This window comes from Pseudomonas sp. UMAB-08 (assembly GCF_900095225.1).
Taxonomy (GTDB): domain Bacteria; phylum Pseudomonadota; class Gammaproteobacteria; order Pseudomonadales; family Pseudomonadaceae; genus Aquipseudomonas.
In genome coordinates this window covers 334,211-347,289 of sequence record NZ_LT607414.1, presented here as the reverse complement: position 1 = coordinate 347,289, position 13,079 = coordinate 334,211, and the positions used below count along the sequence as shown (strand labels likewise).

The 13,079-nt window shown below is 57.5% G+C and carries 12 protein-coding genes; 10 read left to right on the top strand and 2 right to left on the bottom strand.

Features of this window, described 5'->3' with window-relative positions; genetic code table 11:
• Positions 1-18: 18 nt before the first annotated feature.
• Together K0F75_RS01525 and K0F75_RS01520 are read left to right on the top strand one after the other, a co-directional pair.
• A complete protein-coding gene (locus K0F75_RS01525) occupies positions 19-702 on the top strand; it encodes a phosphoribosyltransferase (protein WP_219059997.1) in 684 nt (227 codons plus the stop codon).
• An 18-nt stretch (positions 703-720) separates the two neighbouring features.
• The gene (locus tag K0F75_RS01520; protein ID WP_219059996.1) at positions 721-1,395 is read left to right on the top strand and encodes a dienelactone hydrolase family protein; all 675 of its coding nucleotides are present in this window, start codon (positions 721-723) and stop codon (positions 1,393-1,395) included.
• 23 nt (positions 1,396-1,418) lie between these two features.
• Here the strand turns inward: K0F75_RS01520 and K0F75_RS01515 are convergent, their stop codons facing one another.
• Entirely contained in the window at positions 1,419-2,786 is a 1,368-nt protein-coding gene (locus K0F75_RS01515; protein WP_219059995.1) for an erythromycin esterase family protein, read from the bottom strand.
• A gap of 237 nt (positions 2,787-3,023) precedes the next feature.
• On the opposite strand from K0F75_RS01515, the gene polX reads away from it, so the two are divergent.
• The 3 genes from polX to K0F75_RS01500 all read left to right on the top strand — a co-directional run bounded on the left by polX (position 3,024) and on the right by K0F75_RS01500 (position 5,811).
• Positions 3,024-4,862: a DNA polymerase/3'-5' exonuclease PolX gene (gene polX / locus K0F75_RS01510; RefSeq protein ID WP_257604225.1), complete on the top strand. Its 1,839-nt coding sequence runs from the start codon at positions 3,024-3,026 to the stop codon at positions 4,860-4,862.
• A gap of 85 nt (positions 4,863-4,947) precedes the next feature.
• Entirely contained in the window at positions 4,948-5,202 is a 255-nt protein-coding gene (locus K0F75_RS01505; RefSeq protein ID WP_219059994.1) for a hypothetical protein, read from the top strand.
• A gap of 78 nt (positions 5,203-5,280) precedes the next feature.
• On the top strand, positions 5,281-5,811 hold the full coding sequence (locus tag K0F75_RS01500; protein ID WP_219059993.1) for a flavin reductase family protein: 531 nt from the start codon (positions 5,281-5,283) through the stop codon (positions 5,809-5,811).
• Between the two features lie 50 nt (positions 5,812-5,861).
• Here the strand turns inward: K0F75_RS01500 and ftsH are convergent, their stop codons facing one another.
• Complete coding sequence (gene ftsH, locus K0F75_RS01495; protein WP_219059992.1) at positions 5,862-7,703, bottom strand: ATP-dependent zinc metalloprotease FtsH; 1,842 nt, start codon at positions 7,701-7,703, stop codon at positions 5,862-5,864.
• A gap of 353 nt (positions 7,704-8,056) precedes the next feature.
• Between ftsH and K0F75_RS01490 the strand changes: the two genes are divergently transcribed.
• The 5 genes from K0F75_RS01490 (at position 8,057) to K0F75_RS01470 (ending at position 12,949) form a co-directional block, all read left to right on the top strand.
• The gene (locus K0F75_RS01490) at positions 8,057-8,776 is read left to right on the top strand and encodes an ABC transporter ATP-binding protein (protein ID WP_219059991.1); all 720 of its coding nucleotides are present in this window, start codon (positions 8,057-8,059) and stop codon (positions 8,774-8,776) included.
• Positions 8,773-9,660, top strand: coding sequence for an efflux RND transporter periplasmic adaptor subunit (locus K0F75_RS01485; RefSeq protein WP_219059990.1), 888 nt, complete (start codon positions 8,773-8,775; stop codon positions 9,658-9,660). Before K0F75_RS01490 ends, K0F75_RS01485 begins: the two co-directional genes overlap by 4 nt.
• Positions 9,660-11,165: an efflux transporter outer membrane subunit gene (locus K0F75_RS01480; RefSeq protein ID WP_257604224.1), complete on the top strand. Its 1,506-nt coding sequence runs from the start codon at positions 9,660-9,662 to the stop codon at positions 11,163-11,165. The genes K0F75_RS01485 and K0F75_RS01480 overlap by 1 nt, the downstream gene beginning before the upstream one ends.
• Positions 11,166-11,203: 38 nt before the next feature.
• Positions 11,204-12,304: an ABC transporter permease gene (locus K0F75_RS01475; RefSeq protein ID WP_257604223.1), complete on the top strand. Its 1,101-nt coding sequence runs from the start codon at positions 11,204-11,206 to the stop codon at positions 12,302-12,304.
• A gap of 150 nt (positions 12,305-12,454) precedes the next feature.
• On the top strand, positions 12,455-12,949 hold the full coding sequence (locus K0F75_RS01470) for a BCAM0308 family protein (protein ID WP_219059988.1): 495 nt from the start codon (positions 12,455-12,457) through the stop codon (positions 12,947-12,949).
• The last annotated feature ends 130 nt before the right edge of the window (positions 12,950-13,079 follow it).

The window sequence follows — 13,079 nt, the reverse complement described above, 5'->3', positions numbered from 1 at the left end:
CCTATAGGAGGTTGTCAAATGACTCACTATCCCTCTATGCAAACCACGTTGCGTGACAGGACTGCTGCTGGCCAAAGCCTGGTGGAGCCACTGCTGAAATACCGTCGAAGGCCCGATGTCATTGTCCTTGCGTTGCCTCGTGGCGGGGTTCCGGTCGCGTATGAAATCGCCACCGCACTGGAGGTCCGTCTGGACTTGATGCTGGTCCGCAAGCTCGGGGTTCCATCCCACGAGGAATATGCGATGGGCGCTATTGCCAGCGGCTCCATACGGATACTCAACGAAGACGTCGTTCGGACCAATCACATAGATCAACGCACAATCGAGAGTGTAATCGCGCGGGAAACGACGGAGCTGCTGCGTCGCGAGCGCGTCTACCGCGGAGCGCGTCCCGCCCTGGATCTGCACGACCAAGTGGTGATTCTGGTTGATGACGGCCTGGCCACAGGGGCTTCAATGCGGGCGGCGATACAAGCCGTACTTCTGCAAAAACCCTCACGGATCGTCGTTGCGGTACCGGTGGCGTCGTTTGATACCGCAGAGGTACTGCGCGGCGAAGTGGATGAGGTCGTTTGCCCAATGGAACCCGAGTGGCTGCTATCAATCGGCAATTGGTACGTGGATTTTTCCCAGACCTCGGACGAGGAGGTCATCAACCTGTTGCAGCAGGCCTGGGGCAGAGAATCCAAGTCAGCACACTGACCCCTCTGGAGAATCCCGATGTTTAAGCCGCAGTATCGAAAACTGGACGTGGCGGACGTGGACTTATCCGCCGATTTGCGCCTGCCGACAAACGCTGTCGGGTTGGTGGTGTTCGTTCATGGCAGCGGCAGCAGTCGTTCAAGCCCGCGTAACCAGCAGGTTGCGCAGTACCTGTCCGAGCGAGGCCTGGGCACGCTGCTGTTCGATTTACTGACCGACGAGGAGCAAGTCCTGGATCGCCTGACGCGCGAGCTGCGCTTCGATATCCCGCTGCTGACCAGACGATTGGTGGGTGTGATCGACTGGATAGAACGGAGCACTGAGCTGCGACCATTGCATATCGGCCTGTTCGGGGCGAGCACCGGGGCCGCAGCAGCGCTGTTGGCGGCGGTAGAGCGGCCAGACGTGGTGCACGCCGTGGTCAGCCGGGGAGGGCGGACTGACCTGGCTGGGTCGGCGCTGGCGCAGGTAAAGGCGCCGACCTTACAGATCGTTGGTGGAGAGGACCTGCAGGTGCTCGATATGAACCGCGAAAGCGCCGGTGCCCTGCACTGTGAGCAGCGCCTGGAAGTCGTCGCGGGCGCCACCCACCTGTTTGAAGAACCCGGAACCCTTGAAGAAGTCGCCAGACTGGCTGGCGACTGGTTTGAAGCGCATCTGCGCACGCCGGTAACAAAAACGCCATCTCGATGAAGTCTTTCATTCGTTGAAAGGGATCACACACCAAAGGGAAACATGTCGTCTTCCGGTTCCACGCTTTGGCTTGACGGCAGTGGAATTGCAGTCACTGCTTGCGTCTGTTCAATCCAGACCATGGCGTCGAATTGTTCGGCCAGCACCGCCTTGAAATAATGGCTGCTGCGCTCGCTTTCAGGTCGGTAGATCACACCGATGGCCCGCTCAAGCAGTGGCGTGGCCAGCGCCTGGCGTAAATCGTCGCGCAGGGGATCGCGCCAGTCGGTCAATGACGCGGCGACGCCGGCTTCAAGAAACTGATGCTCCCAACTGTCCGCACGCGAGGGCCGGACGTCCTTGATGCACATGTCGCCGTCCCAATCATCGGCTGCGGCCACCTGGCCACGGTCTGTGCTCATGCCGATAAGCACAACATCGCGTCCATAAGCCGTGCGGCACAGTTGGCCGATATTGAACTGGCCCTCCCAGCCCATTTCCGTGGCGGCTGCATTGCCGATATGGGAGTTGTGCGCCCACACCACAGCCTTGGCCTCAGGTCCTCGATGCTTGAGCAGCGCGCGCAAGGTATCGAACATGTGCCTGTCACGCAGGTTCCAGGAGGCTGACGTCCCGCGATAAATGGCGCGGTAATATTGTTCCGCCGCCTGAACGACCGTGGCATTTTGCGTGGCATTGAAGAATGCTTCGTCGTCTTTGATAAGCCCGGCCAATTGTTCGGCCAGCATGGCGTTGAGTTGCTCGACCACGGGTTGCTCACAGGGCATTACGCCACCGCGTTCGACAAAGTGGCCGTACAGCGCGGGATCATCTTGCCAAGGTGTCAGGCAGCCGTAGCGACGCCGTGCTTCGTGCGCAAGCTGGGGGTCGACCCGGTCCAGGTAGTTCAAGACCTCGCGAATGGAATTGCGCAAACTGTAAACGTCCAGTCCGCGGAATTCGACGCGCAGTTCGGGCGCCATCTGATGATTGTGCTGATGCAGCCAGCGGGCGAACGTCTGCACATCGGTATTACGCCACATCCAGACCGGGAATCGACTGAACACATGGCGTTTCCAGGCTGTGGGCGCCAGCCCGCGAACATAACGGTCGACATGGCCCGCGTCCGGCCAATCCGCTTCGACAGCAACGATAGTGAACCCATGCCGTTCAATCAGGCGTTTCGTGATGGCTGCCCGGGTGCGGTAAAAATCGGAGGTGCCATGGCTGGCTTCACCGATCATCACCACGCGAGCATCGGCGTAACGATCGAACATTTCGCCAAAGTCCTCTGAATCCAGCGCGGGTAGCGGTTCTGCGCACTGGCGTAGCAGGGGGGCAATGAGGGGCTGGGTACCGCTGCCACTGGGGCCTGTGAATGTCTTCAGTATGTTCTGCCAAGGTGAGTTCATGACCGTCATCCCGGTGAGTGTGGATTACTCGACGTGCGGCGCTCTTTTTTGAGTCTTGCGTTGATCCTCCGCTTCAAGCGCTGCCTCTTTGCTCATTCCTACGCCTGGATTCAGGCGATTGTTTGAGTTGCATCAACAACGGGCGCAATAAAACCCATGATCCGCCCTGAGGCCACTCACTGACGGGTGCCTTCATGAACTCTGATCTGCATCAAGGAGCGGCTCGCAGGATAGGCAATGCTCATTGTCACGCCCACGTGTCGGTACCGCGCCATGACGCCCACCGCAGCGCCCATCAAACACCTGCTGCCAGACCTGGAGTCGTCATCGGCAACACTCGGACACGTGGTCAGCAACGATCAGATTGCGGCGATTTTCGATGATATTGCCGACCTGCTGGAAATCGAGGATGCCAATCCTTTTCGCATCCGGGCCTACCGCAATGCGTCGCGGACCCTAACGGCGCTGACGCTTGAACTGGCAGGGGTGATCGGACGCGGTGAGGAACCGCCCAAACTGCCAGGTATCGGGGTCGATCTCGCGGGCAAGATCAAAGAAATCGTAGCCACAGGCGACTGCGTGCTGCGCCAGCGGTTACGTCTGACGTTGCCGTCCGGGCTGGTGGAGTTACTGTCCGTCGCTGGTCTGGGCCCTAAACGGGTGAAGCACCTCTATCACGATCTGGGCATCGAAACCGCGCAGCAGCTGTGTCAGGCCGCCAAAGAGGGTCGCATTCGTCATCTACATGGTTTCGGTGAAAAAATGGAGGCTCGCCTGTTGGAGGCCGCGCAGAAAGGGATCGGTGTAGACCGACGTCTGCCCTTGGCCTTTGTCGCCCCCATCGCGCAAGCGCTGATTGATTATCTGCAGAAGATTCCAGGCGTGGTTTCAGCCACAGTGGCCGGGAGCTTGCGGCGCATGCGCGATACCGTCGGCGATATCGATATTCTGGTTGCTGCCGAGCCCTCGGTTGAAGTCATGACCGCCTTTCTCAAACATCCGGACGTAGCGACCGTGCTGGTTCACGGCCCTACTCGCGCCAGTGTGGTGCTGAGCACCCGGTTGCAGGTGGACCTGCGCGTGGTCAAGCCGTCAGCTTACGGCTCAGCCTTGGTGTATTTCACCGGCAGCAAAGCGCATAACATCGAAATTCGCCAATGTGCGCAGAAGCAAGGCCTGAAACTCAGCGAATATGGCGTGTTCAAGGCAAAAAAGCGTATAGCCGGCGTCACCGAGGCTTCCGTGTACCACGCCTTGGGGTTGGTATGGATCGAGCCGGAGTTGCGCGAAGCCCGAGGCGAAGTTGCTGCGGCTCAAGCAGGTCGGCTGCCCAGACTGATTGAGTTGCGCGATCTGAAGGGGGATCTGCATGCGCACACATTGGCGTCCGACGGCGGCAGTAGTCTCGAAGACATGGCGCTTGCGGCGCGCGCTGCCGGGTTGGAATATCTGGCAATCACCGATCACTCACAGCACCTCAGGATTGCCCACGGCCTGGATACCGACCGGTTACTGAGGCAAATCGACCAGATCGATGCACTCAACGAACGTTTATCGGGTATTACCTTGCTCAAGGGGGTTGAAGTGGACATTCTCGAGGAGGGCGATCTGGACCTCCCGGATGACATTTTGCGGCGTCTGGACCTGGTGGTCGGTGCCGTGCACAGTCATTTCGGCCTGACGCTGCGCCAACAGACCCAGCGCTTGCTGCGTGCGATGGAACATCGCTATTTCACGATTCTGGCGCATCCACTGTGCCGCTTGATCAACGAGCGAGAAGCACTGGCCATTGATCTGCCCGAGGTCATCAAAGCAGCAAAACAGCGTGGTTGTTGCCTGGAGCTCAACGCGCAGCCGCAACGCATGGACCTGTTCGACCTGCAGTGCCATTACGCCAAGGATCAAGGCGTGATGATTTGCATCAACTCGGATGCGCACCGGCCCGCTGACTTCGCCAACTTGCAGTATGGCGTCGGTCAGGCACGTCGCGCCTGGCTGGAGAAGCACAATGTTCTCAATACGCGTTCGCTGGTAGAACTCAGGGGGTATCTGACGTCATGTTCTGGCAAGGGATAAGCCTGTTTGCGGGCCACTCGGTGCGATTTGAAACAGTGGGTTATTGGTTTACGTCTCGGCATGCCGCCGGATCAAGGAGGCTAAGATGAGTGCGCGCGTGGACCAGGTCTCGACGATTGATTACGTTCACCCGGACGGAGCGACGGCAAAGATTGATTTTATATGGGGTGCAGCGGATGACCCGGTTCCGAAGGGGTTGCGTATTACCGTGAAATTCGCTGATAGAAAAATCCATATCCTCCGGGAGAAGGCTGTTTACAGGAGCTTCGACGAAGCTAAAAAGCAGGGGATGAAACTGGCTGCAGGCGTTATTGATCTGCTCGGCGAGCCGCTAGGTTGAATGCAGCCCCAGGGAGGTTGGCAAGCAGACTTTCTCGGTCTCTACAAAGGACATCTCGCGCCAGGAGCCATGACTGTGATGAAAGTGCTTTCTCTGTCCAAGGTATACCAGTTGCTTGAGCCCGGCCCGGTGGTTTTACTGACGACCGCGAGCGGTGGGGGTAGCAACGTCATGACCTTGTCGTGGCACATGATGGTCGAGTTCGCGCCGCCATTGGTGGCCTGCATCGTGAGCAGTGCCGACTACAGTTTCACGGCACTGCGCGCGACCAAGGAGTGCGTCATCGCCATCCCGGCGCTGGAGCTGGCACCCAAAGTGGTTGAGGTCGGCAATTGCTCTGGACGCAATGTCGACAAGTTCGCGAAGGTCGGGCTCACGCCGATACCCGCCCATGAGGTTGCGGCGCCTCTGATTGCAGAGTGCTTCGCCAATCTCGAATGCAAGGTGGTGGATACGCGCCTGGTGAACAAATTCAATCTATTTGTGCTTGAGGTGGTGAAGGCTTGGGTCGATCCAGAGCAGAAGGCCCCCAAGACGATCCACCATCAGGGCTACGGTCGGTTCGTGGTCGACGGAGAGACGATCACATTGGACTCGAAAATGCCCTGACGATGACTCAACACCTGACGAACCGGGACGTGGATCAACATCCGATTAGTTTATTTGCGGGCAACCATCAACCGCGGCCCGGCTTCCGCGGGTTTGAGGGACATCAGCGCCGGAAATTCTTCTGGCGTCAGTGTTTCTTTTTCCATCAGGAGTTTGGCGCCGGCATCCAGATCAGTCCGTCGACTCTCAAGCAACTCCTTGGCGCGACTGTAGGCTTCATCGAGTAACGCCCTGATGCCGAGGTCTATTTCCCGTGCAGTTTGTTCCGAGTAGTCCTTCTGACCCAATCCCGGTATGTGGTCGCCCAAGTACGTGGGATTTTGTCGCTCCAGTACCGACTGGCCAAGCTCCGCGCTCATGCCGAAGCGGGTAATCAGTTGTCGGGCGATATCGGTGGCCCGGGTCAGGTCGTCGGCGGCGCCCGTCGAGATCTGACCATAGGCGATGAACTCGGCGGCGCGACCGGCCATCAACACTGCAATGCGATCCTTGAGCATCTGGCAACTGATGAGGAAGTGATCCTCGGTCGGGCGTTGCAGGGTATAGCCCAGTGAGCCGATGGAGCGGGGGATGATCGAGACTTTATGCACCGGGTCCATTCCCGGCAAGGTTCCGGCAGCCAGGGCATGGCCCATTTCGTGGTAAGCGACCACCAGGCGCTCCTGGGGCTGCAACAGGCTGCTTTTGCGCTCCACGCCAGCGACAATGCGCTCCACCGCCGCCGTGAAGTCATCCAGGCTGACCGCCTGGGCCCCGCGACGGGTTGCGACAATTGCGGCTTCGTTGATCAGGTTCGCCAGGTCTGCGCCGGTGAATCCTGTGGTGATCTCGGCAATGCGTTCACAGTCGGCGCTGGGCTCGGCGGTGATGTTCTTGATGTGCACTTTGAGAATAGCGACTCGCCCCTTGCGATCCGGGCGGTCGATGAGGACTTGGCGATCGAAGCGACCAGCCCGCAGCAATGCCGGGTCGAGAATTTCCGGGCGATTGGTGGCCGCCAGCAGTACCACGCCTTCGCGAGGATCGAAGCCGTCCAGCTCTGCCAATAGCTGGTTGAGTGTCTGTTCTTTTTCGTCGTTGCCACCAAACGCGCCAACGCCGCGCATTTTTCCCAGTGCGTCCAGTTCGTCGATGAATATGATGCAGGGCGCGGCCTGCCGAGCCTGCTCGAACAGGTCACGCACCCTGGCTGCGCCGACGCCGACGAACATCTCGACGAATTCGGAACCCGAGATGGAAAAAAAGGGCACCCCGGCTTCTCCCGCGACGGCCTTGGCGACCAGGGTCTTGCCGGTGCCGGGAGGGCCGACCAGCAAAATTCCCTTCGGTATGTGGGCGCCCAAGCGTGCGTACTTGGCTTTATCCTTCAAAAAGGACACCACCTCCACAAGTTCTGCCTTGGCTTCGTCGATGCCCGCCACATCCGCGAAGGTGACCCCTGTATCGCGCTCGACGAATATTTTCGCCCGGGATTTACCGACGTTCATCATGCCACCGAGGCCTTGTTTTTCGGCGAGGCCGCGAAATAGAAAGTGCCAGACCACCATGATCATGACAAAGGGCAGGAGCCAGCCCAGCAGCGCATTCAGAAGTGTATTTTCGTTGACACCGGAGAAGCTGACATTGGATTGAGCGAGCTCTGTGGCCAACGTGGAGTCAACCCGGACCGTCGAGAACTGGTTGTGCCCATTAATCGGTTCTTGCAGTTTTCCGCTGATATGGTCTTTCTCGACGCTCAGCTCGCTAACTTTTTGCTCATTGAGCAACTGAAGGAATTGGCTGTAAGGAATCGACTCCACCGCCGCCCGTCCGGCAAACAAGAACTGGACCAGTGTCAGCGCAATAAAGGCAATGAAAAAGTACGAAATATTCAACTGATGGTTCTTCTTCATGGCCTTCGCTCGAGGGTGAACAACGAATGTGGACATCAGCCCGTTACAACGCAACATAAGGTCGTTCAGCCGCCTTGGGCGAACGTGAATACTGTTTACAACTTTAGACCCGCAGCCACCGTTCAGCTTGATGTAAATCAAAGTGGCGCCTGGCCGTGTGCTTATTCAGTTCGGGTAAGCCGTGCAGGGGCGGGGCATGGGTCGAGGGTGGCAGACAGATCGTTGTGCCGATTGATATATATCAACGCGATCAGCCGCAAAGAGGAAGAGCATGATTCCTTGAGTGCTTTGCCCATCGTTATGGACTGTCCGGATCTGTTTTGTTTGGCATTTATGAATGCTCAGGAAGGTCTATGAACGCTGATCGCTTAGAAAAATCCGAGAGTCAGGCCATCGTATCGACAGGCCTGACCAAGTGGTTTGGCGAAGGCGATGTGCGAATGACGGCCGTGGACAACGTTGAGTTTGTCGCGCATTTTGGCGAAATGGTGTTCATCGTCGGTCCCTCGGGCAGCGGCAAGACCACCTTCCTGAGCATGATTTCCGGCATTTTGCGGCCCAACGCCGGGACAGTGACGGTGAACGGCGCAGACATCTGGACGTTGAGCAGCGATCAATTGGCTGACTTTCGCCTGAATACCATTGGCTTCGTATTCCAGGACTATCACCTGTTTCCGCGCCTGACCGCTGCCGAAAACGTCGCGATCCCGCTGATCCTCAAACATCACGATTGGGATGACTCCCTCGCTCAGGCCAGGAAAAGCCTGGAAGTGGTCGGTCTCAAGGACCGGGGTGAGGTGCTACCGGTAAAACTGTCAGGAGGAGAGCAGCAGCGGGTCGCCATTGCGCGTGCCATTGTCAGCAGCCCGCAGATTCTTATTCTCGACGAGCCGACAGCTTCGCTCGACGGTGACACTGGCAAGATGATCATTGCCTTTGTAAAGGAGAAGGTCCTTAACGAAAGCCGTTGCATCCTGATCGTCACCCATGACGCGCGGATCAACGAATATGCGGATCGAATCATTCATATGGAAGATGGCCGGATCAAGGATATTGATGAGGGCTCGGAATGAGGAACAAGATTCTGTTCGGGTTCGCGATATGCGGGGTGCTGGCCGGGCTGATAGCCGCTTACATTTTTGGCCGGGAGGAACACGTCCTGCCGCCTGTATTCACACCGGCCAGCAGCCCTTACGAAACTGCCATTTTTGCCAATGGCATCATTGAAGGCGAGCAGTCAGGCGGTTCAAATATTGTGATTTACCCGCAAGTGTCCGGGCCTGTCACCCAGGTATTTGTGCATGAAGGGCAGGTTGTGTCGACCGGCATGTCCTTGCTGACCATCGATGACTCGGTGCCAAGGGCCAACCTTGAGTTGGCAGAGTCCAATTTGAAAACGGCCCGGGACCAGTACCAAAAGCGCCTTGCCTCTTACACGATTGACCCCAAGTCGATCAGCAAGGACACACTGGACACGGCAAAGAATCTCATGGGCCAGGCCAGCGCAGCCCTTAAAGCCGCCAGTGCATTACTCCAGCAATATTCAATCAAGGCGCCAGTAGAGGGGGTGATATTGGCCGTCAACACCACTGTTGGCAGCTATGTATCGTCTCAGGGCGCGTACGACACGTACATCCAGGGGTTCAGCCCGCTGGTGGTCATGAGCGCTTCCGAGGTCACCCTGGCTGTGCGCTGTTATGTGGACGAGATACTGATTTCGCGGTTACCTGCACCGGAACATATTCGTGCACAAATGTCGATTCGCGGCACGGACATAAAGATCCCCCTGGAGTTCGTTCGCGTTCAGCCTTATGTGTCGCCGAAAATCGAACTGTCTAATCAACGCCAGGAGAAGGTTGATCTCCGGGTGCTGCCAGTCATTTTCAGGTTCCAGAAAAAAGACCTCCCGATGGTGTATCCGGGTCAATTGGTGGATGTCTTCATAGGGCAGAAATGATGCGCCAGCCCTGCTGCTCAACGCCTCGCAAACCTCTGGGTTTACTCAAGGGCATGGCATGGCCAGTCATCAGTGTCGTGCTCATGAGTGCCTGTACGGTCGGTCCTGATTTCTCGCGCCCGGAACCGCCCGCAGAGAGCCGCTACACGAACGATCCGATGACCCGCACCGTCACGGCAGAAGGGCAGGCGCAACACTTTCTGTCGGGTTCCGAAGTGCCCCACGATTGGTGGCGGCTGTTCAAGTCTGAGCCGTTGAATGCGACTGTCCGTCAGTCGATTTCCCACAACCTTACCCTTCAGGCAGCGGAAGCAAGCTTGCGTCAAAGCCAGGATAATCTTCGCGCCGGCTATGGTGTGTTCTACCCGCATGTCGACGCGCGTTTTGGCGCTTCTCGTGAGCTAAGCTCACAAATACAGCAGGGTTCGGCGGTGCCTGGTTCGATTTTTAACGTGGTGACGTTGAGTGGAACCATCAGTTATACGCTCGATGTCTTTGGCGGCGAGCGGCGGGCCGTCGAGGGTTTGCAAGCCCAGGTCGACCGTCAGCTGTACCTGAACAAGGCGGCCTACCTGACCTTGACCGCGAATGTCGTCAACACCTCCATCGCCCGCGCGGCTTATGCCGCACAAGTGCGTGCGACCGAGCAGCTTATCGCACTTGAAAACGAACAACTTCATACCACCGATGTACAGGTTCGCGCCGGTACAGCGCCTTACTCGGCCGTGCTGAGCCTGCGCAGCCTGATCGCCACGAATGAAGCGGCGCTACCGGCGCTAAAGCAAAAAATCAGTCAAACCGAACATTTGCTGGCGACGCTTGAAGGTGTGGTGCCGACTGATGTCATATTGCCCGACATTGATTTGATGGGGCTCGCATTGCCCCAGGATTTGCCTGTCAGTTTGCCGTCCGCGCTGGTCCGTCAACGCCCGGACATTCTGTCCTCTGAAGCTCAACTGCATGTGGCCAGCGCCAATATCGGGGTTGCAACAGCCGCCCTGTTTCCCAGCTTCAGCTTGAGCGGAACCTACGGGACCGCCAGCTCCACCCTGGGCTCACTGATTGGCGGGGGGAACAGATTCTGGAGCATAGGGCCTGCGGTCGATGCGCCTTTGTTTCAAGGCGGCAGCTTGTGGTATGGCCGCCAAGCGGCGCTAGAGGCCTACCAGCAAGCCGCCGCAACCTATCGACAAATCGTCCTGGAATCGTTTGCACAGGTCGCCGACGCACTGCGGGCGCTGGAGTTCGATGCGCAAGCCCTGCAGAAACAAGGGGAGGCGCAGGCGACGGCCGAAGAGGCGCTTCAGGTGTTGCAAGCCAGCTATCGGTCGGGTCTGGTGACGTACCTGGACCTGCTGGTGGCGGACATACAGCTTCATGAAGTAAACATCGCTTACCTTCAAGCACTCGCCCAACGCCATCAGGACACGGTTGCGTTGTTCGTCGCGCTGGGCGGTGGCTGGTGGAATACGCCGGGTCCTGTCAGCCATGAGCAAGCGCCATGAAGTACGCCGGCATCTTGCGAATCGGTTTCAAGCTGTTGGTGAATGACAAGGCCAAGTTTTCTGCCTTGCTGATAGGGATCACGTTTTCTGTCTTTCTGATGATGCAAATGACGGCCATGTTCGCCGGTATTCTGAACCGCGCCTACTCGACCGTGACCAACATCGGGGCGACGATGTGGGTCATGGATCAGGCTGTCAATACGCCGGTCAATACCATACCGCTCCCCGATTATTTGCTGGATGCAGTGCGCAGCATGGACGAGGTCAACTACGCGGTGCCGATCTTTATCGGGGGGGCTCAAGTCAGGCTCGAAAGCGGGACCTATCAACCGGTCAGTGTGATTGGTCTGGACGACACCAGTCTGTTTGGCCGCCCGGAACTCGAACAGGGGCGCATTGAAGACATCTACGCGGAAAACGCCTTCATCATGGTGCGCGACGCCGAGTTCGCCAAACTGGAGAGTCCGAAGATCGGCACTTCATTCGAGCTTAATGACCATCGAGGCACGATCGTAGCCCTCGCCAAGGTCGCCGCCAGTGGACTGACGGGCGTACCGACGCTCTACACAACCTATCGACGTGCCATTGAATACATCCCGACCACGCGCTTCACGGTTTCATACATTTTGCTTCAGCCAAAGAGCGCTGCAGGCGAGGCGAGTATAAAAAGCCAAGTTGCCCAATTGGGCTATGTCGCGCTGACCAAGGACGAGTTCAACCAGCGAATTACCCATTTCTACATCTACCAGACCGGTGTGGGCACCAACATCCTGATGATGACCATTATCAGCTTTCTCATCGGACTCTCGATCTCCGGACAGACCTTCTACACCTTCATCCTGGAAAACCTGGACAAATTCGCTGCCTTGAAAGCCATCGGTGCGAAAGGGCGGGAGCTGATTTATATGATCCTGTTTATGGCGACGTTTACGGCGATGACCGGCTATGGACTGGGCATTGGCCTGGTCACGTTAATGATTTCTATCGCACGATCCAATGTGCCCAACTATGCGGCCATCATCACCTTCTGGAACCTGGGGCTTGCCTTCGGCATGGTGCTATTGATCGCCGGAGTTTCCAGCTATGTGGGGATACGCAAGGTCCTCAAAATCGAACCTTTCGATATTTTCAGGGGGTAACTGCCTTGAAAAAGCGCGCGGCAAAGATTGAAGTGGAGGAGGGCGCAGTCTGTCCGCGTCAGATTTGACAAATATCAAGATGCCCAAGGGTAGAACAGAGGCACATTGACGCTCGTATGCGGCAATAGCTCACTCTCGGGGGGCAAGATGATGGACAAGTATCAACAGAGTCAGAAGAACAAAATTTTCAAAGAGGGCACCCATGATCCCTACCGGATGGACCGTGTCAGCGGTGCGGCGCTCTGCCCGCAGTGCGGCTCACTCTATCAGGACGGCAACTGGACCTGGCATATCCCGGAAAGCACCATCGTCGGGGATGCGGAAGAGACTGTTTGCCCGGCGTGTCGGCGCATTGCAGACGACAGGCCTGCCGGCACGTTGAAGCTCTCCGGAAAATTTTTGCACGACCACCAAGAGGAGATTCTGAACCTGATCCATCACACAGAGGAGGTGGAGAAGGCCGAACACGCTCAGGAAAGGATCATAAAAGTGGTTGAAGTGGATGATGCGCTTGAAGTGACCACCACAGGCATACACCTTGCCAGCCGTATAGGTCATGCACTTAATGCGGCCTATAAAGGCAACTCTCATTACCACTACAGTGATGATGAAACTCACCTCACCGTCAATTGGGAACGACTATAACGACGTTCAGCCACGTGCCGACCGCCAGGGTCACGGCGGTCCGCCCACTCCCTTCCTTCTTAGCTCAAACGCGCCGCGCGCTCAGCCGTCAGCAGCTCCAGATAGAGCTCAGCATAGGGTTCTATTGCCT